We start from the raw sequence: 19,734 nt of genomic DNA on the forward strand, positions 1-19,734 counted from the left end.
CAGCTTTGCTTTGTCTCTGCTAAACAATCCGGCCCGCTGAAAAAGACGGGGACCGGACAGCAGAGAGGATCTCCAAATGGCAAAAGTCGCGTTTCTGGGTCTGGGCGTCATGGGATACCCCATGGCCGGTCACTTGCAGGCCGCAGGTCATGAGGTGACCGTTTACAACCGCACCGCCACTAAGGCCGAAGCTTGGGTCGCCCAACATGGTGGCGCCATGGCGACAACCCCCCGAGAGGCCGCGCAGGGTGCAGATTTCGTCATGGCCTGTGTCGGCAATGACGACGATCTACGGATGGTTTGTACAGGTGAAGACGGCGCATTCAGCGGCATGTCCAATGGGGCGACCTTTGTTGATCACACCACTGTTTCGGCCATGGTGACACGCGATTTGTACGAAGTTGGGCAAACAAAAGGCATCGCTTTTGTGGACGCTCCGATCTCGGGCGGTCAGGCAGGGGCAGAAAATGCGGTTCTGTCGATTATGTGCGGTGGGGATCAGGCGGCGTATGACGCGGCTGAACCGATTATGCAGGTCTATTCCAAGATTTGCCGTCGTATCGGCGACAGCGGTGCAGGTCAGATGACCAAGATGTGCAACCAGATCGCTATTGCCGGTCTGGTGCAAGGCCTCAGCGAAGCGCTGCACTTTGCCGAGAAGGCGGGCCTTGATGGCCGCGCAGTTGTTGAAGTTATCAGTCAGGGCGCGGCGGGCAGTTGGCAGATGGCAAACCGATATGAGACAATGCTGGATGACCATTTCGAACATGGGTTTGCGGTGGACTGGATGCGTAAGGACCTCGGCATCTGTCTGGATACGGCCAATGAAACGGGGGCTTCGCTGCCTGTTACCGCTCTGGTCGATCAGTTTTACAAGGACGTTCAGAAATTGGGCGGCGGGCGCTGGGACACGTCCTCGCTGATCAAACGCCTGCGCGCGCTGGATTAAAGGACCGTCGCACTGATGACCGAGTTGACCGAATTCTGGGCCCACGCCCTGCGCATCCATTGGGGGCTTGAGGCCAAACTGAACCGGCTGGACGGCGAATATGACCTCAACTTTCTGGTCAAGGCCACCAATGGTCAGGACTACGTACTGAAAGTCATGCGCGCGGGTTGCGAGGCAGAGTTCATTGACCTGCAGATAAAGGCGCTGAAACACGTTGCCGCCGAGGCACCGGGACTGCCCTTTCCCAGTGTTTTTCCGGATATCAACGGTGCGCTGCTCCCGGAAATCCCTGATCAGGATGGGCAGCCCCGACTGGTTTGGTTGCTCGAATGCCTGCCCGGCCAATGCTATGCCAAGGCTGCGCCGAAATCCGAGGAACTGATCCTGAAACTGGGCCGCGTTCTAGGCGCAACCGACCGGGCACTGGAACGGTTTACTCACGACGGGCTACACCGCGCGGATTTCAAATGGGACCTGACACAGGCGGGCTGGATTTCGGACAAGTTGGATGCCATTGCCGACCCTGCGCGGCAGGCAATGTTGTCAGAGATTTGCGTTGAATTCGATGCGATCTCGGGCTCTCTGGCGGGCCTGCCGAAGCAAGCGATCCACAATGATGCCAACGACTACAATATATTGGTCGACGGTGAACTGGGTCAGCGGCAAACCGTCTCTGGCTTGATCGACCTGGGCGACATGTGCGCCGCACCGCGTATTTGCGATCTGGCGATAGCCGGGGCGTATATCGTCCTGGACCACCCAAAACCCGAGCCGGCATTGACGGCGTTGGTCCGCGGCTATCACGCCGCCAATCGTCTGCGTGCTGACGAGGTCGATTTGATCTGGCCGCTGCTGCGGATGCGGCTGGCCGTGTCCGTGGTAAACTCGACCCTGATGGCGGCGGACAATCCGGACGACCCTTATGTGACCATCAGTCAGGCCCCCGCTTGGCGGTTTTTGGAAAACGACAGGGTGAATGGCGGCTTGATGCTCGCCCGGCTGCGCGCCGCCTGCGGGTTGCCGGTAACCGACGGGGCCGAACGTATCCACGCCTATCTGTCCGAACATCGCGGTCAATTCGCGCAGATGTTCGAACAGGACCTGAGCGATGTTCCGATGGGATCGCTTTCGGTCGAGAATTCAACTTGGCCCCAGAACCCGTTCCACATGCCTCTGGATGAAGCCGCGCGTGTCGGTGAGGAATTCGGTGAGGGGCTCTGGCTGGGCTACTACAACGAACCGCGCCTGATCTATGCCGAGCCAGCGTTCCGCAAAGGGCCGTGGAAAGCCTCTGACCGACGGACAGTGCATTTGGCGGTGGATGTGTTCGCCCCAGCCGGAACCGTGTTGTATTCCCCGATGAGCGGTCGGGTCGAAGCGGTCGAAAACCGTGACGCGCATCTGGACTATGGCGGCGTCGTGATCCTGCATCATGAAACACCCGAGGGCGATCCGTTCTATACACTCTACGGTCATCTCGACCCCGAAGTCTGCGACCGACTGAAACCGGGCGATCCTGTGGCGCAGGGCGCGGCTTTTGCGCGATTGGGGGATGCTACGCAAAACGGCGGCTGGGCTCCGCATGTGCACTTTCAACTGGCCCTGACAACCAATGGCATGCAAAACGACTGGCCCGGCGTTGGTGATCCTGACGAAATGGAGCTGTGGCACGCCGTCTGTCCAAATCCGGCAGCGTTGTTGAATCTGCCGGACGACAAGGTGTTCTATCGCCCGACCGACAAGCAAGCGATCCTGCAAGGGCGGCATGACCATTTCGGTGGCAACCTGTCCCTGACCTACGATGATCCGGTCATGCTGGTGCGCGGGTGGAAGCATCATCTGTTCGACGAATGGGGCCGCCCCTATCTGGATGCCTATAACAACGTCCCTCATGTGGGTCATGCACACCCGCGCATTCAGGCCGTGGCAGCCGACCAGCTTAAGCGGATGAATTCGAACACCCGCTACCTGCACCCCGCTCAGACTGCGTTTGCCGACAAGATTCTGTCCAAGCTGCCCGACCATTTCGAAGTCTGCTTCTTCGTAAACTCAGGCACGGAAGCCAACGAGTTGGCCCTACGACTGGCACGGGCGCATACCGGGGCCAAAGGGATCGTGACGCCGGATCATGGCTATCACGGTAATACCAACGCGGCAGTGGCGGTCTCTGCCTACAAGTTCAACAAACCCGGCGGCATTGGCCAGGCCGATTGGGTCGAGCTGGTCGAGGTGGCTGATGACTATCGTGGCTCGTTCGGACGCGACGATCCCGATCGGTCACAGAAGTTTGCCGATCTGGTTGATCCGGCTATTGCCGCGTTGCAGGCCAAAGGCCAGGGGTTGGCTGGCTTCATCGCCGAGACCTTCCCCTCGGTCGGCGGCCAGATCATTCCACCCAAGGGGTACCTGTCAGCCGTCTACGAAAAAATCCGTGCAGCAGGAGGTGTTTGCATTGCTGACGAGGTGCAGACGGGCCTTGGTCGCCTTGGCGACTACTATTTCGGCTTTGAACACCAGGGCGCGCTGCCGGATATCGTTGTTATGGGGAAACCCATCGGCAACGGCCATCCGCTGGGCGTACTGGTCACGACCAAAGCCATCGCAGACAGCTTCAACAACGGGATCGAGTTCTTTTCGACTTTTGGCGGCTCTACCCTGTCCTGCCGGACCGGCAAGGAGGTGCTGGACATTGTCGATGACGAGGGGCTGCAGGACAATGCCCGTGACATGGGCACGCGCCTGATGGATGGGCTCCGACAGATTGAGGCTGATTTCGGCTGTGTCGGTGACGTGCGCGGTATGGGCTTGTTTCTGGGCGTAGAACTGATCAATCCGGACGGATCCGAAGGCACCGAAATCTGCAATTATGTCAAAAACCGGATGCGCGATCACCGTATCCTGATCGGCAGCGAAGGACCCAAGGACAACATCCTGAAAATTCGCCCGCCTTTGACGATTGAGGCTGAAGATGTCGACATGATCCTATGGGCATTACGCAAGGTCCTATCCGAGGTCGGCGATTACGCCCCCACCTCGGTCTGCGATCATGACCACCACCACGCGGGCTGTGGGTGTTGCTGAAACAAAAAACCCCGGCTCTGACAGGCCGGGGTTTTGAAGTCGCCAGCCGCTTAGTGCAGCATGGCCGAGGGGGATTTATGCCCTGTCGTCGGCAGGGGTATTGACGCGGTCATCCGGCGCAGCACCATACCCATCTCTTCGGACAGTGACGCCAGTGCCGGGGCAAAGTCTGGTCGTACGATCAGCGTTGCCATCATCATCGCGTCTTCACGCGCACCTTCCGAAGCGGCAGCGATCATCTGGGCAAAACAGTTTTCGTCTGCACCAAGGCAGGAACAGCCAAGCCCATGCCGTACCAAGGGACGGCGGCTGTGGTGGGCACACAGCCCGCACAGACGATCTAGCGTCATCACTGCAGCCCGCCCCTGATCCAGGCCAAGCGCAATTTCGAAATCGCTTGCAGCATCCGCACGGGCCTCGGGACTTTCGCTCCATAATCGCAGATACATCACAGCACCGGCTTCGATTGTGCTAAGGTCGGACAGACGCCCAACCGCAGCGCCACCGCGAGAGGAATGCGTGCTCATTTCGTCAGGATCAGCTTGCCGGCGCGTGTGATACGCAGGGTATAAAGTTGATCGCCCAGTTCGATATGGGCCAGGTTGCCACCCTTGGTCAGATCTTCGGCCTTATGTGCCGGAAGCATGGACACCGCATAGGACTGGCTGGGATTCGGGGTCTGCACATTCATCAGGACAACTCCAGTAGGTTCTCGGGCGAAGGGCCTTAATTTGTTCGCGCTTTCAACAATATGGCTGACCCGAACTGGGTTGGCTGAGGGGGTCTTTCCGTTAATCTGATTAATTTAGTCAGGTATGTCAACCCTATTCGATGGAAACCGCGAATGTGGGGTGATTGCGCAAAGATTTCATGCAGGTTAGGTCTGGCTCACACGCATTAACCGACGGGGAAACCGATGACCGCAACAATCATGTTCGACCTGGATGGAACACTGGTAGACAGCCTTCCGGACATTGCAGCGGCCGCCAACCGGACATTGCTGGATATTGGCGTCGCCCCGTTGCCGGAAAGCACGATCAAGCAATTTGTGGGCAACGGTCTGCCAAAACTGGTCGAACGCATGATCCACCATCACGACCTGCCGATAGAGCGTCACGGCGAATTGACCAAACTGACGCTGGCCCACTACTCTGCCGCCTCCAGCGACAAAACGATCCCTTACCCAGGCGTCCCGCAGGCGCTGACGCAACTGCGCGAAATGGGCTGCGTTCTGGGCGTATGTACGAACAAGCCTGAGGCACCCGCACGTCATATCCTGGACGCACTGGATCTGGCGCATCACTTCGAAACAGTGTTTGGCGGCGACACACTACCCGTTCGCAAACCAGACCCCGCGCACCTTGAGGCAAGCTTCAACGCGGTCGCCAACGCCGGACCCCGGCTCTATGTCGGAGACAGCGAAGTGGATGCCGAAACTGCGCGCCGTGCAAACGTGCCCTTTCTTTTGTTTTCGGAAGGCTACCGAAAAACCCCAGTAGAAGAGATCCCTCACAGGTTCAGCTATGATGACACCCATAAACTACCCGCGCTCGTCCTGGAGGCATTGCAGGGATAGGGGAGAAATTTGCTGGCAGGGGGATTGGGGAAGGCGGTTGAGGGGCCGGCCGAGGGGGTAAGTAGCCAGCCCCTCATCGGGGAAAAGTGGTATTGTCCGCAGTAATTCTTTGGATGCATTAACCCTAACGAATCGACCTGTATTCAGAAATTGGGGGTTTCCCGTAGGCGAAGATAACTAATTGAATTTTCATTCATTTTTATGACAAAAAATGCCAAATAACCGAAAATGCACATTTTGGCACGCGTCTGAACCCAAGAATCATCCATCTGGGCGGCGAAAACTCTACTCCATGCGCCGCCTGCCAAGAAAAATTGGACAGGCCTTCCTTGGAAAACAATCCTCGTCCGCAGGCCGATCAGGGTGACGCTGGATTGCGCCGAATTCAACAATGGGTTTTCGATGAACTGAAAAAACGGTGTGTTCTTCGGGTCCGGTGAGATTGCGAGCCGACAGAATGCTTCAAGCTTGAATTGCTCGCCATCAACGCTGCTGGCTTCGGCCCAGTTCAGACCAGGCCGTGCAAGGTTTGTCTTGCGATCCATATGGCTGCGGCGATTTTTGATTTTGAACGTCAAAGAGCCTCGTTCGGGCGCCTGCCAGTTGGTTCAGGCGCAAGCCGCGATCTTTACCATGAACTCAACTCGCAACCTTCAGGGTGCTTCGTTTCACGAGATCCTTGTAGAGCTCGCGTAGGCGACGTGTCATCGGGCCAGCACCTTCATGTTCTCCGATCGTTTTCCCGTCAATTGAAGCGACAGGTGTTTGCGCACCGAAAGTGCCCGTCAAAAAGGCCTCGTCGGCTCCATACGCTTCATAAAGCGAGTAATTCTTCTCGAACACCGGGATGTCGTTGGCCCTACACAGGTCTATGACCTTTTGGCGAGTGACCCCGTTCATGCAGTAGTCTCCAGTGGAGGTCCAAACCTCACCGCGGCGTACAATGAAGAAGTTGCAGGCATTTGTGGTGTTCACAAACCCAAGTGGATCCAGCATGAGGGCCTCATCCGCGCCAGCCTGTTCAGCCTGCAGACATGCGATAACGCAGTTCAGTTTCGAGTGACTGTTATACTTAGCATCCTGGCTCATCGGCAGGCCGCGCACCTGAGGCACGGCGGCCAGGCGAATGCCCTTGTTCATTAGGCTGTCTGCCGGTTTCGAATGTTCCATGATCGCAACCACCGTAGGTCCGGATCGAGATAACCCGGGGTGCTGAAACGGCTTGTCCTTTGGCCCGCGTGTCACCATGAACCGGCAATGCGCGTCCGTTGTCATACCGTTGGCCTTAGCGGTCTCATTCAGCGCTTGCAGGACCTCGTCCTTGGTCATGCCAACATCGATCGAAACGGCTTTGCAGCTATTGAAAAACCGGTCCATGTGTTCGTCGAAGAACGCCCACGTGCCATTATAGAGCCTCAGCCCTTCCCACATGCCATCGCCCAGCATGAAGCCAGAGTCATAGACGGACACCACCGCCTCGCCTCGCGGCACGATCTTTCCGTTGAGAAAGATCTTAATGTCTTGATTGCGCGCGTCTTCCTGCGCGTCGTGAGTGGAATGGCTCAGGCTTTGCTCGCTCATATTGTTTCTCGTAGGTGGGCGTTTTGTTGAAAGGGTGCAGAGGCGGCGGCAACCGCCACCTCGGTTGTTTGTTTAGTTAAGAAGCCCGACTTCGCGGAAATAGCGCTCGGCGCCGGGATGCATTGGTGCGGATAACCCATTTATCACCATTTCCTCTTTCTTGAGGTTGGCAAAAGCCGGGTGAAATGACTTGAAGGCATCAAAGTTGTCAAAAACCGCCTTGACCATCACATACACGGTTTCTTCCGGTACATTTGAGGAGGTCACGAAAGTGGACGGAAGACCAAAGGACGGAACATCTCCATCTACGCCTCGGTAAAGACCGCCTGGTATGGTTACGTTCCCATAGTAGGGCTTACTCTCAACCAGCGTCTGTACTGCATCGCCGTCAACAGGAATGATGTTGATATCGCATGTTGTGGCAGCTTCCAAAACGTTTGCCACCGGGTTACCCGCGACCATCAAAAACGCTTCAATGGTATTATCGCACAAGGCCGAAGATTGTTCTGCTGATTTCAGTTCGGTCACCAGTCCAAAGTGATCCATGTCCCAGCCCATAGCGTCCACGAGAACTTCAGCGGTGCCGCGTGTGCCGGAGCCAGGATTGCCCAAATTGATGGTCCGACCGCCGAGATCGTCCAGGGACTCAATGCCGGTGTCTTTGCGAGCGGCGATAATGACCGTATCAGGATGCAGCGAAAACAAGCTGCGGAGTTCGGAATCTGGCCCGTCTTCTTCGAACAGGCTGGTCCCGTTCAGGGCGTGGAACTGCCAGTCGGACTGGACAATTCCCATTTCCAACTCACCCTCGCGCATAGTGCGCAGGTTGTAAACTGAACCACCCGTGCTCTCGACCGAGCAGCGAATGCCATGTTCCTTGCGTTTCTGATTGACCAGCCGACAAATGCCGCCGCCAACGGCATAGTAAATGCCGGTGACACCGCCAGTACCGATTGTCAGAAACTCTTCCGCTTTAGCCGGGGCACCGGCCAGAAGCGCGGCCGCGCCAAACGCTGCAAGCCCGGTATGTATTCTCTTTTTGAGGATGCCGGTCGACAACATGTATAACTCCCTTTTCACCTGTTGCGTCACTCCGGTTCCAGACCGTGTGATCATCTCTTGCCGATGGGTTCGTCGTCGCAGCCAAGGTTCGGAGCTTTTCGAATCCCCACCTGATACGACGATACTACGTGTTTTTACAATTGTCGACAATTCGAGTAATTGTCGACAATCTTCCAAATGTTGGCTACCTTGAAATGAGGTCGCTGCAGTTGAACACCCTACCGAAAATGGAAGTTCAGCTGCGGTTAATTTTCTGGCTATCCTGGCTTCACGAAGTAATCTCGCTTTCCATTCACAGGGTGTTCTATCAACGGGATCGACATGACACGACAAACAGCATCCGCAGAGAAATCCGGCGATACACTGAAAGACAGAACGCTGGAGCGCCTGCAGAAGTTAATCTTGACCGGAGATCTGGAGCCCGGGGCAAAACTGCTTGAAACCCAGGTCGCCGCTCAGTTGGATGTCAGCCGCGCTACATTGCGCGAAGCGATGGTTCAATTGAGTGAGATTGGGCTTCTTGTTTACATTCCTTATCGCGGAACTTTCCTTCGTACGCTGGATCCGATTGATCTGGACGAAATCTATTCGTTCCGAACGGGACTCGAGAAGATGGCGTTTCAATTCTGTTGGGACAAACGTGACCTCATGAGCCTCGCCGACCTGCAAATGCGCAACGACAGGCTATGCGACTGCATCTCGGACAACGATCCCTACGGCGCGATCATGGCTGAAATGCACCTTCACTCATGGTGCTATGAACTTTCGGGGCATAACCTTCTACTGCAAAGCTGGGAGCGCCTAAAACCTAACCTCCAGTTCTACTTTGCTATGCACCAAAAAGCGCACGGGCGCGGCGGTCCACTCCGGGATTCCCACGACAAATACCTCCACCTTGCCCAAGGGAACAGCTTGGATGCCATGTTGGATCACCTTGAAGACCACATGCGGCAAGGGTTAAAAAACACGATGAAATTTCTGAATGAAAGAAACGCTCAAAAAAAACGCGTGTGAACGGAAGATGATAAACTCAAATTAGTTCTGGACCCATTGAATATGTTGCCACTAACTCGGCTGCGTGCGTAAAGCCCCATTGTTTCAGGGGTATATCATGAGCAATCTATTCTGAGTGACAGACGAACAGATGGAGCGTCTTCGGCCTTACCTTCTAAAGAGCCATGGCAAGCCGAGGGTTGATGATCGGCGTGTGTTGAGCGGCATTATTTTCATCAATCGCAATGGGTTGCGCTGGTCTGATGCCCCTTGCGAATATGGGCCGCCAAAGACGCTGTATATCCCGACGCCTCAGCACGGTCAAAGGCCTACGACCTGTTCATTTACCTGATTGACACGGGGGTTCGCCTTCGAGAGGCGACACTGGTCGATTGGGGGGCCATCGACATGCGGGAGCGCTATATCGCCAACTACAACTTCAAAACTTAATCCATGACCTCTCAAGTGTATCCAACGTCACCGTTTCCGGTGCGGAACTGTCCTCGCGCGGTGACAGAAACTGGGCTGAAATCGGTTATGGCAGAGCTCTGGATTGGACCAACGGAAGCGCCCTTTTTGGAGAAGTGTCTTACCGCCAGTCCATCGAGACAAGCGGCAACTGCGGCATCGGTGCAACCGCTGGTCTGCGCGTCCTATGGTGAGGTAAGGAATAAAGCTTCTTATTGGCTGCGCTACGCGATGCAGGCTGGTTTACTTCAGAACCGCCGTGCCGTCACTCATATCTCGTTCAAGTAGTTGGTCGACGAAAATTATCTCTTACAGAAGGATCTATCAGATAAAAAAACCTATCCTGGCGGCGCTGGTTGCAGTCGCCACAGCGGCCTATTCCCCTGCGGTAGCGGAGGACTTCGCATTCCTCCTCTACAATGAAAGCAGCTCTGATCTTGTCGAATTCAATGTCTCTCCAGCGTCATCCGGCGATTGGGAGAAAATCTCCTGGCTGGTGTTTACCTCGCACCAGGATACGAAATTGATGTTGATATTGCTGATCGGTTGACGACCTGCATCTATGACATTCGCGGAACTTTTGCCGACGGTTGGGAAGCCAAGGATTTTCGGCTGAACCTGTGCGATCTGGGAGAATACAAATTCACCGACTGATTGAACATCACAACAGGGACATTGGCTCGACCAGGAGAGCTCCGGCATGCCAGAGCTTTCCGTCCTCAGATGATCGGTGTTGCCTGCAATCAGTCTGAAGAGTGGAAACAAGTTACCTTGTCGAGGTTCTGCGCTGGGTGCGGTTTATTCTGAATTAGACATCAGCATCCATTTCGACATTCCACAAGCGTTGCACAGGTCAGAAAATTGCCGACCTACGATTTTTAGATGAAAGAACTGCCAATGCGCCTCACCGCAGGAAATTTTCTATTCATAAACGTTCTTTTCACGTGCGCGTTTTTAGTCTTCTGCTTTGTCGCCCGCGGAAGCGCGGTTCCCACAATCGAGTCGACAGGGACTGAAGTTGCAAGCTGGTTCTCTGAAAATGGCATGCGGGCGCGAACTTATGTCTGGGCTTCGACCTTTGTGTCTTCGGGCCTGATGACTTTCGCCACTCAGGTTTCGGCATTGCTTCCCTCGCCTCATCGCTATGTGGTTAATTGCACGTGTCTTTGGATTTGCGCTAACCGCGCAGGTGCAGGCGTGGATTTGGTGAGCACAGAATTGTTCCCCAATGCCTGGCCTGGCTCAGCCTTGTGTCTGGCACCGAACAGGCCATCGAGACAGTTACGGTCTTCGGACATTCGGGATTCATTGCACTTGGCGCCTCGATGAACCTTTACCTCGGCGGTTTGCTTGGATTCGTCAGGGTGAGAGGGGTCGTTCGTTGGTTGATGTAAAAGCTTCGAAAAGCGTAAAGTCGTCATTGGTCGTACGGGACTGTGGTAGGCTCCAGCACACTGTGCACGGAGATATGAAAATGCAGCAGGTCGATACGCATCTTCACCTTTGGGACACAGCTCGCTTTGACTATCGTTGGTATCAAAGCGGGTCATTTTCCAATCTGCCTGAAACCTATCTTTTGGATGATGCGATCTCTGAATCTTCAAATGTGGGCACTTCGTTCGTAGTTGTGCAGGCAGAAGTCAACCATGCGCTTGACCCCGTTGAAGAGACGGCGTGGCTTCAGAAAACGGTTGATGAGCATCCGAATGGCAACCAGATCGCCGGGTTCGTCGCCTATGCGGATCTTTCCGATCCACATTTGGAAAGCAAACTGGAGCGACATGCGCGCCATCCTGTTTTCGCTGGTATCCGCCAAGATATTTGGTGGGAAAAGCCTTTACCTCGGCCGGATATTCTCGAAGAAGACATGCTGAAGAAATCCGCCTGGTGTCGCGGCTTTGCAAAGCTGGCCAATGTTAATGTTTCGTTCGATCTGACATGCTGGCATACTCACCTCAGCCAGTTTGCGGTGTTCCTTTCGGACCATCCGGATGTGACTGTTATCATCGATCAACTGGGGTCACCAGATTTGGGTGATAACCATGCACTGCAAGTATGGATGGAAGGTATCAACGCGCTAGCCGCGCTTCCGAACACGTTCATGAAGATTTCGGGTTGATCGCGAGCAGACCCACATTGGAGCGTTGATACTATCAGGCCTTTGGTTGAGCACGTGCTACATGTGTTTGGCTCGAAACGGTGCATGCTAGGCAGTAATTTTCCGGTCGAGGAGCTTACATCGTCCTATGAAAGGGTTTGGACCGCATTTAACGAATTGTTTGCCGAGTTGACCCAGGAAGAGCAAAAAAGCCTGTACTACGCGGCAGCACAGACCGCATATCGGTTTTCAGCGTAATCGCTTTTGGGTCGTTTTAGTGGCGTGTCCAAATGAAAGGCCTTTGAGTCACAAAATGACAAGATTGGTGCGTCGGAGAAAATTCAACCTGTTTAAAATCAATAAATTAACCAGGAAGAAATGAAAAAACTATGTGCCACCCGACATAAATGCTGAAAGTCACACGAGACCGACCCAACCGTCATAGTTGGACCAGAAAAGCAGTGAACATTCGACATCAGAAGGCGCCCCTAACGTTGGGCATCAGGTGAATTTGACCTTTGTGCCATAGACTAACCCGCTCCCCATTTCATACTCACGCAAACAGATTCGCTTGATCTGACTTCCCTTTCGGAAAATCAGGGCTGATTTGTAGGCCAGACAGCGAAGCTGCCTGTGCCGGCTATTCTGCCACGTGGCGAACGCTGGACGGGGTGAGGCATTGCTATTCGACAGGGGTGGTGCGGTCCGCAGGCGCAGCCAAGGACACGGCCCTGTCTAATAGGGTTCCCTGAGGGGGAGGGCAGCGTCCTCACGCTGACGGCCAAGGGCGTTTGGCTTGTCCAAATCCCGTTGGCCCACGAAAGGAATGTAGTGGGAACGACGGCTTGCCGCTTTTTGCGATTATACCATTCTGTCAAACAGCAAAAAGTAACAGTCGACCATAAACAGCAGACCTTAGCTGCGGTCGCAATGTCAGGCTCGACTAAGTGCGGCTTTGCGCAGATATGCACGGTGCGGCATCGGTCATTCTGGGCTCAGGGCAGACAATCAAAAGTCAACAAAAAGGAGTGCCAAATGTCCGCTCTGCGGACGAAGCTGCCGGATGCTGTCGCCGCAAACATCGCGCCTCCTCACCAACAAAATCACCGGAGAGTTCGCGGCACTGCAGCGCGATTTCCCGAAAGCGGACGTTCAAGTCTACCAAATCGGGGCAACTCAAAATCGGTCGTTCGCTGCGCGAGCATCGAGCGTCTGAGTTGCGGACAAAACAGCCATTTGCTGCGGCTGAAGCGATGTCCGCTCATAGTTTAGTGATCTTGGTGACAGAGCTTATGATCGGCAAGAGACGCGAGTACATAGCAGTTCTCTGACACCCGCTCGTCACCACAGCCTTTCGAAATCCGAACCAGCTCTTTTTCGAGAGCGCGTAGCCGTTTAATTTTTGCCCTAACGTCGGAAAGTTGTGAGACGGCGATGTCCGTCGCTTCTTGGCATGACCGATCCGGGTGGCCTTGAAGCTCGATCAAATCGGAAATTGCTTCAATCGAGAAACCAAGATCGCGCGAATGTTTGATGAAACTGAGACGCTCTAGCCCTGCCATGTCGTAGCGCCGTTGGTTGCCTTCTGTGCGTTCTGGTGCGGCAAGCAGGCCCATCTCCTAACAGTAGCGGATAGTCGGAACTTTGACCTTCGTGCGCTTTGAAAGTTCCCCGATCGAAAACATGAAAATACCTCTTGAACCTCTAGTCACTAGAGACACTACACTATGTCTGATGCGGACTCAAAAGGGCTTTCCAATGTCAGGATGTTGCGGGCATGACGCCAAGTTCGACGGCGTATCGGATGATTACAAACGACGGCTATGGATCGTCATCGCGTTGAACGCGACGATGTTCGTCGTTGAGATGACCGCCGGCCACTACGCAAAGTCTCAAGCGCTTCAGGCTGATGCACTCGACTTTCTCGGAGACGCGTTGACCTATGGTATCTCGCTCGCCGTGATCGGCGCCTCAATTCGCGCGCGCACGAATGCGGCTTTGGCCAAGGGGATCAGCTTGTTCTTGATGGGTCTTTGGGTATTCGGATCGACGGTGTACCGCGTCTTCTATGTCGGCGTCCCAGAAGCGGAAATCATGGGCATCATCGGAGCTTTGGCTCTGGCGACGAACCTTGCCAGTGTGTTGCTGCTTGTCAGCTATAAAGACGGTGATGCAAACGTCCGCTCTGTTTGGCTCTGTTCAAGGAACGACGCCATCGGCAACGTGGCGGTGATGTTTGCCGCTCTCGGCGTCTGGGGCACGGCAAGTGGATGGCCTGACCTGCTTGTTGCTGCGGTCATGGCCTCCTTGTTCCTCTCCTCGGCCTTCCAGATTGTGCGCCAAGCAGTCGCCGAGCGCCGGGAAGTTGGCGAACATCAGCATGTTTGACGTAGATCACGACATTCGATCTCGAATGATGCGAAATTGGCTCAAATGAGGAATATTTACAAAGGACTCTCACTATGTACCTGAAACGCCGCCAAATACTGACTTACGCTGCAGGCTTTGCCGGCACAGTACCGTTTGCCGCGTTTGCGCAAAACGCACCTTCCATCCATGTTCTGAAGGATCCAAATTGCGGCTGTTGCCGGGTTTGGATCGATATCCTGCGGCAGGAAGGCTTTCGCGTTACCGAGGAGCGCAGCCTTGGAACACAGCTCATCCGGCACAAACTGGACAACGGCATCCCCGAAGAAATGATCTCCTGCCACACAGGCGAGATCGACGGCTATATGATCGAGGGGCACGTGCCGGTCGCCGATATTCGTCGCCTGTTGGAGGAGCGACCTAATGCTATCGGACTTGCCGTTCCCGGCATGCCCTACGGTTCGCCGGGGATGGGGCCGGAAGATCGTCGTGAGGCCTACGACGTGTTTTTGATCCTTAGGGACCGTAGTACCAAGGTGTTTACGAGTTACGGAGCGGCCTGAGGCGACATTCATCGAGCGGAAACAGTAAGGAGGAGAAGATGACACAGCTTGGATTACGCGTTTTTGCCTTGAGCATCCTGTCTATCACCATTGCTACAGTGGGTTGCGCTCAACAACAACGAGGAGGTTGGTGGGGTCACGGGCCAATGGGATCTAACCACATGAGGTCCGATCATATGCGTGGTTGGGGGCACGGCAATATGGGGCCTGGTCAGCAACAGCGCATGCAACGACACTGGACGTATATGAACGAGGGAGTTCCCGTAGAATATCGGGGGGCAAGAAGCACCATTCGCGCTACGCCCGAAAATGTTGCTGAGGGTCAGGCTCTTTACAGGGAAAACTGCGCGAGTTGCCATGGAGCGGAAGGCTTAGGAGACGGTGACGCCGGACGTTCGCTCGTTCCATCTCCAGCCCTACTCAGATGGTTCGTTCAGATGCCGATGTCGGGGGACGAGTACCTTCTATGGGCGGTTTCCGAAGGCGGCGAACGCTTCGGAACAGACATGCCAGCCTTTGAACAAACGCTGAGTGAAGAAGAAATCTGGAAGATCATTGCTTACATGCGCGCCGGGTTCCCTTGATCTGTTGTTAACCTGCTGCCTTTTGTAGAGATTTTTGCTGAAGATACTGTGACGCCAATTCTCAGCTGAAACAAATCTGACATTGCGCCATTCCAGAAAGCATCACGGAAGCAGACATTTATGTAAATCGCAGAACGAGCAGGTTAGGGCTCTGAGCCGTCGATCAGCCCGGTTTGTGCGAAGGGTGGCTTGTGGAAGACGAATGTCAGCACGATTGGCCAAGCCGATGAAATCGCCGGGTCATCTCGTTTTTCCTAAAGTCTGCTTACGGGAACAGGCTCAACCTTCGACCGCTGCACTGCCGCATGTCTGCTTCGAGCCCAAAGCAGACCAAGTCCGGCACCGATACTCGCAGATGCAGCAATCTAGTTGACCAAACAATCAGCTGCGTTGCAGAAAGAAAAGCGGCTGTTCGTTCTAGGCGCCGCGAAGTTTTCGACGCGGATATCTCATTTGCGGACGCAGTGAGCATTCGCTGGACGAGCCAGATCATCCCAGCGCACCCTGAAAATCGGTCCACCGCGCTTTAGCTAGAGTTCGCAGCCCGCCGACCATGGGCCAAAATTTTGGTGTATCAACGACAACTTGCTCAAGGTGGCCGCGAAAAACACAATTCGGATCGCGGACTTTCTGGACCGTGAGGTTCAGAAAAAAGGCTGAACTTTACTGAGATCATATGGATGATTCGCGCGCTGGTAACTCTCCTGGCGGATTCATTTCGAATTGTGTCAAATCGGCACGACATACAAAACAGTTGCGTCGGCCCTTGTGCATTGTCTGACACGCAACGACAATCAGGCGGGTCAAAACAGGATTTTTTGGATTTTGACGGATATGTGCCAAATATCATCTGTTATCTGATCGCGCGGGAGTGGGTGGTCCAGCGCCTCTATTATAAAGGGCGAGGTGCACTATGAGATTTGTTGATCTGGGTTTTGAAGACGACGGCGTTGAATTCGAATGGGCTGCGGCCAAGGGCGGTAACGGCGGAGGTCGCGGCGGCCCGCCAAGCGGTGGCGGCGGAGGAGACGGCGGCGACTCCACAACGGTGAGCTATACATTCTCCAGTGGTCTTGCGGATGTCGAAGCCGACGCTGCTCTTGGCATCGAGGCTGTTGATAATTTCAACATCGATCTGAGGTTTATGGGAGAAGGTTGGACGCTTGATGCAATGAGCGCAATAGCTTCCGCCGCAGATTACTTGTCGCGCCTCATCACAGCCGGTCTGACCGAAGACGAAGGCATCGACGATGTGCAGATTGATCTGTCACTTGCCGACATCGACATTCTAGGTGGCACAGTCGCGCAGGGTCGTCCGACTTCAGTTCGGTCTTCCGATAACGTGATGCCCGACGGGCTGCCAGTAACAGGCGAGATCATCTTCGATACCAACGACCTGTCGGCTCTGCTGGATCTCGGAACTTTGGATGATTTGGCTCTGCACGAAATGATGCATGTATTGGGTCTTGGTACGCTTTGGGAAGTTTCTGGCGTGCGCGACTTTCTAAGCGATCCGGAGTTCGTCCCGGATCTGACCACAAAAAACCCCAGAGATGGATTTAACGTCATCGAATATACCGGCGGAGCATTGGACACCGACGACAATCTGCCACTGGTCGAAACAGAAGGCACATTGGGCCATTGGGAAGAAGCGGCCTTTGGAGATGAACTGATGACGACAGTCTTTAATGTGAATGGCAACTTTATGTCTCAGATGACAGCGGATGCTTTGAAAGACCTAGGTTACTCGGTCGACGACTCGGTTGCAGCGGAACTGGCTTCAGCCATTGATCTGGATTTCAGCGGCTACACGATAGATGATTTCGCCTTTGTGGCCTAATTCCTTAACCGCGTAAGCCCGGCTGACTTCTAAGAGCGGTCAGCCGAATTTTCTGATACCGTCCACTGACACGGAGCAAAACGACTAGGCAGTCCTTCATTGCAGCACGCATGAAAGTCTACATTCGGCGATTTACGATTACAGTCTGCTTTGAGCTCAATGCAGTCGTTAGCTTCGCATTGCACGAATGGACGCTTTGCCAACAAATTGATGCCAAGATCCGTGGATAGTTTCAAAACGGCAATTTAGGAGAAACCACATGAAAAAGTTTGTCGTATTAGGACTCACGGCAGTTGCTCTTGTTTTTGCTGGCCCTGAGGCAGCCGTAGCAAAAGACAAGGGCAAACCGGAACACGCTCAGGGGGGGAAGGGAAACAAGGCCAAGGTCGACAAACCTGGAAAAGGCCAAAAAGCTGTGCCGCCCGGTCAAATCAAAAGATACACCCGAGGCGCGAAACTTCCAGACGATGTCGATTGGGAGGACATAGGAGACCTTTCCAAATGGAACCTGTCCCCGCCGGGTAAGGGAAACAAGTACATTAGGGTGGATAATGAAATCCTCGAGATTACAGAGGACACTCAGACGGTAATCGACGCCGTAGGCATCGTGGACGATCTGTTGAGATAGTGGACGAAGATTTGCTGTATCGTTGGCGCAAGATATGTTCGCGACTTCAGGTATGAACCGGCGATGTTTCTTAAGTTCTGTCTTAAGATCGAATGCACCCAAAGTCCGCATGTGGAATGTCAGCCAACAGCGCTGCGAACGGCCGCTTTGACTCCGGACGACTTGACGTGCTGTGAATGCCCGCTTGAGTTCTAAACAAGTTTCGCTGCACCCGCATCAGGCGGGTTTGTCCGCAACTCAGACATCGACGTACCAAAGTTCGCTGCGCTTTGAATGAATGGCCGCTTTTCTTTCTGCGACGCAGCTGGTGACTTCGGCGAATAGTTTGTTGCGCCTGCTTGGTTCAGAGATGGAGCACTTCCGCTTTGGGCTCATTACGGACCTCGGTGCCTTTTCAGCGCAGGCTCCTGCCCCGCCGCCAGCTGATCACGCAGACGGCCCAATCCGGTCCTCCGCTGCTTTTTCTATACTGCGCTGCAACCGCGCCAAAGCGGCCCTTCAAAGGCCGCCTCCTTGAGCAGGATCCGCGATTCTTTCTTGATCAGGAAGTTTGACGACGACGAGCTTCCTCTACATCCCAGAAAGCCCAGCATTGGTATTCAATAGAAATTGGCGGAAAATTGGGCTGCTAGCCGCCCCAATGCCGCGAGCGTTTTCCCCAACCGCAGCGGCCTCAACGACCGGAGGAATCAAGCCGCGTTTGTCTTGATTGACTAAGTAACGGCGAACCCTAGACACCAGTTCTTCCCGAACCTCAGGCGGGAACGCGCCATCGATGAAAATGGCCTCAAAGTCGATGACAGCACAGATTGAAAGAGCGGCCTTAGCTAATTCTTGCGCCGTGTTGCCAATCCACGGCTCGACATAGCGAGAAATGCTGCTCCAGTCCTGCGGCTTCTCCCATAGAATCCCCGGGTCGACACCCGCTTCGATCAATCGGTCCTCGAGCAAAAACAGCGACGCCGTGTCGATCAGTTGTTGGCTTTCACCCAAAGGACCGGTCGTGCGCATGGCGCCCAATGCACCGGCATTGCCTTGGTTGCCTTCGAACACGGTGCCGTTCAATGCAACACCGCCGCCGATCATTGAGCCAATAAAAAAGTAGAAGTAGTCACGGTATTCTGCCCCACGTCCATAGAGATGTTCTGCGTGACAGGCGGCTGTCGCGTCGTTGACCACAAAAACCGGCAAATCGCTGAACTTGGCGACCTCGGAAAAGAAATTCACGTTTCTCCAAGACCTAAATTTTTTTGCAGCAAGCCCAGACAGATCGTGCCATTTCCAAAGTTCAAATGGAGTCCCGATCCCGATCCCACAAACACGATCACGAAGCCTCTGAGGCTCGTGGGACAGAAGCGTTTCCAAACCAGACTCCAAAAAACCGAAAATGACCTCTGGTAGCGGATAGTCATAAGTCGTGGAAAGTTCGCGGCGCGGCGTGCCAGTAAAGTCGATCAAGAGCAGATCGGCGCTACGCCGCCCGATCTTCATCCCAACCGACAAGATGCCTTCCGGGTTTAATTCCATAGGGGTTGAGGGCTTTCCAACCTTCCCGCGCAGTGGAGTACCACGCTTGAGAATCGCGTCCTTTTCTAGCTTGCGCAGAATGATTGATACAGTCTGAGGAGACAGGCCCGTTAATCGCGCGACGTCGGCGCCTGCGGCGGGCCCATGCCGTTGTAAAACTGTCAAAATCAGACGCTCGTTGTGATCGCGAACCCCGCTTTGACTTACCCCACCGGTCAGTGTGTTGAGCGCTTCTCTCTCCATAAGCCTGAACATAAACACCTTGTTTTCTTATGAAAAGGTACTCCGGTAAATTAATAAATAAACTTTATTTATTTATTGACAGAAAGACTAGAATCACAGTTTCTTGAAATAGACCTTCATTGGAGGATGAGGGCGAGTCTCGTTGGCCTGCCATGCGGGGCATCAACAATTTTC

The 19,734-nt window shown here is 54.4% G+C and carries 17 protein-coding genes and 3 pseudogenes; 13 read left to right on the top strand and 7 right to left on the bottom strand.

Annotated features, from left to right (window positions below):
• Positions 1–73: 73 nt before the first annotated feature.
• Positions 74–949, top strand: a pseudogene (locus AC2FFP_RS03530) (NAD(P)-dependent oxidoreductase); the annotation flags it as partial.
• A gap of 15 nt (positions 950–964) precedes the next feature.
• Entirely contained in the window at positions 965–4,030 is a 3,066-nt protein-coding gene (locus AC2FFP_RS03535) for an aminotransferase class III-fold pyridoxal phosphate-dependent enzyme (RefSeq protein WP_496880714.1), read from the top strand.
• A 50-nt stretch (positions 4,031–4,080) separates the two neighbouring features.
• Here AC2FFP_RS03535 and AC2FFP_RS03540 read toward each other — a convergent pair whose 3' ends face one another.
• On the bottom strand, positions 4,081–4,557 hold the full coding sequence (locus AC2FFP_RS03540; protein WP_496880715.1) for a hypothetical protein: 477 nt from the start codon (positions 4,555–4,557) through the stop codon (positions 4,081–4,083).
• A complete protein-coding gene (hemP, locus tag AC2FFP_RS03545) occupies positions 4,554–4,721 on the bottom strand; it encodes a hemin uptake protein HemP (RefSeq protein WP_081894606.1) in 168 nt (55 codons plus the stop codon). Before hemP ends, AC2FFP_RS03540 begins: the two co-directional genes overlap by 4 nt.
• Positions 4,722–4,946: 225 nt before the next feature.
• On the opposite strand from hemP, the gene gph reads away from it, so the two are divergent.
• Positions 4,947–5,606 carry a phosphoglycolate phosphatase gene (gene gph / locus AC2FFP_RS03550; RefSeq protein ID WP_496880716.1) on the top strand — a complete coding sequence of 220 codons (660 nt, stop codon included), beginning with the start codon at positions 4,947–4,949 and terminating at the stop codon, positions 5,604–5,606.
• Between the two features lie 143 nt (positions 5,607–5,749).
• Here the strand turns inward: gph and AC2FFP_RS03555 are convergent, their stop codons facing one another.
• The 3 genes from AC2FFP_RS03555 to AC2FFP_RS03565 form a co-directional block, all read right to left on the bottom strand.
• Positions 5,750–6,184: a hypothetical protein gene (locus tag AC2FFP_RS03555; protein WP_496781164.1), complete on the bottom strand. Its 435-nt coding sequence runs from the start codon at positions 6,182–6,184 to the stop codon at positions 5,750–5,752.
• Between the two features lie 61 nt (positions 6,185–6,245).
• A complete protein-coding gene (locus AC2FFP_RS03560) occupies positions 6,246–7,187 on the bottom strand; it encodes an aminotransferase class IV (RefSeq protein WP_496880717.1) in 942 nt (313 codons plus the stop codon).
• Positions 7,188–7,259: 72 nt separating this feature from the next.
• Positions 7,260–8,582 (bottom strand): TAXI family TRAP transporter solute-binding subunit, encoded by a 1,323-nt coding sequence (locus AC2FFP_RS03565; protein ID WP_496781163.1) that lies wholly within the window; start codon positions 8,580–8,582, stop codon positions 7,260–7,262.
• On the opposite strand from AC2FFP_RS03565, the gene AC2FFP_RS03570 reads away from it, so the two are divergent.
• From AC2FFP_RS03570 to AC2FFP_RS03590, 5 genes and pseudogenes are all read left to right on the top strand, one after another.
• The gene (locus tag AC2FFP_RS03570; protein ID WP_496768928.1) at positions 8,571–9,263 is read left to right on the top strand and encodes a GntR family transcriptional regulator; all 693 of its coding nucleotides are present in this window, start codon (positions 8,571–8,573) and stop codon (positions 9,261–9,263) included. The genes AC2FFP_RS03565 and AC2FFP_RS03570 overlap by 12 nt on opposite strands.
• Positions 9,264–9,393: 130 nt before the next feature.
• Positions 9,394–9,543 (top strand): annotated as a pseudogene (locus AC2FFP_RS03575) (transposase); the annotation flags it as partial.
• Positions 9,513–9,692: a hypothetical protein gene (locus AC2FFP_RS03580; protein ID WP_496768955.1), complete on the top strand. Its 180-nt coding sequence runs from the start codon at positions 9,513–9,515 to the stop codon at positions 9,690–9,692. The pseudogene AC2FFP_RS03575 and the gene AC2FFP_RS03580, both read left to right, overlap by 31 nt.
• Positions 9,693–10,184: 492 nt before the next feature.
• Entirely contained in the window at positions 10,185–10,364 is a 180-nt protein-coding gene (locus AC2FFP_RS03585) for a hypothetical protein (protein WP_496768931.1), read from the top strand.
• Between the two features lie 820 nt (positions 10,365–11,184).
• Positions 11,185–12,066, top strand: a pseudogene (locus AC2FFP_RS03590) (amidohydrolase family protein).
• Between the two features lie 1,010 nt (positions 12,067–13,076).
• Here the strand turns inward: AC2FFP_RS03590 and AC2FFP_RS03595 are convergent.
• Positions 13,077–13,424, bottom strand: a complete 348-nt coding sequence (locus tag AC2FFP_RS03595; protein WP_496880718.1) for a MerR family DNA-binding protein — start codon at positions 13,422–13,424, stop codon at positions 13,077–13,079.
• Between the two features lie 142 nt (positions 13,425–13,566).
• Between AC2FFP_RS03595 and AC2FFP_RS03600 the strand changes: the two genes are divergently transcribed.
• The 5 genes from AC2FFP_RS03600 to AC2FFP_RS03620 all read left to right on the top strand — a co-directional run bounded on the left by AC2FFP_RS03600 (position 13,567) and on the right by AC2FFP_RS03620 (position 17,790).
• Positions 13,567–14,196, top strand: coding sequence for a cation efflux transmembrane domain-containing protein (locus tag AC2FFP_RS03600; RefSeq protein WP_260026646.1), 630 nt, complete (start codon positions 13,567–13,569; stop codon positions 14,194–14,196).
• A 74-nt stretch (positions 14,197–14,270) separates the two neighbouring features.
• Positions 14,271–14,738, top strand: coding sequence for a DUF411 domain-containing protein (locus AC2FFP_RS03605; protein ID WP_496880719.1), 468 nt, complete (start codon positions 14,271–14,273; stop codon positions 14,736–14,738).
• Between the two features lie 38 nt (positions 14,739–14,776).
• On the top strand, positions 14,777–15,322 hold the full coding sequence (locus AC2FFP_RS03610; RefSeq protein WP_170411849.1) for a c-type cytochrome: 546 nt from the start codon (positions 14,777–14,779) through the stop codon (positions 15,320–15,322).
• A 913-nt stretch (positions 15,323–16,235) separates the two neighbouring features.
• On the top strand, positions 16,236–17,162 hold the full coding sequence (locus AC2FFP_RS03615) for a hypothetical protein (protein WP_496880720.1): 927 nt from the start codon (positions 16,236–16,238) through the stop codon (positions 17,160–17,162).
• Positions 17,163–17,421: 259 nt separating this feature from the next.
• Positions 17,422–17,790 (top strand): hypothetical protein, encoded by a 369-nt coding sequence (locus AC2FFP_RS03620; protein ID WP_496880721.1) that lies wholly within the window; start codon positions 17,422–17,424, stop codon positions 17,788–17,790.
• Positions 17,791–18,360: 570 nt separating this feature from the next.
• Here the strand turns inward: AC2FFP_RS03620 and AC2FFP_RS03625 are convergent.
• Positions 18,361–19,560: an ROK family transcriptional regulator gene (locus AC2FFP_RS03625; RefSeq protein WP_496768943.1), complete on the bottom strand. Its 1,200-nt coding sequence runs from the start codon at positions 19,558–19,560 to the stop codon at positions 18,361–18,363.
• Between the last annotated feature and the right edge of the window lie 174 nt (positions 19,561–19,734).

This window comes from Ruegeria sp. YTSC004 (assembly GCF_059609805.1).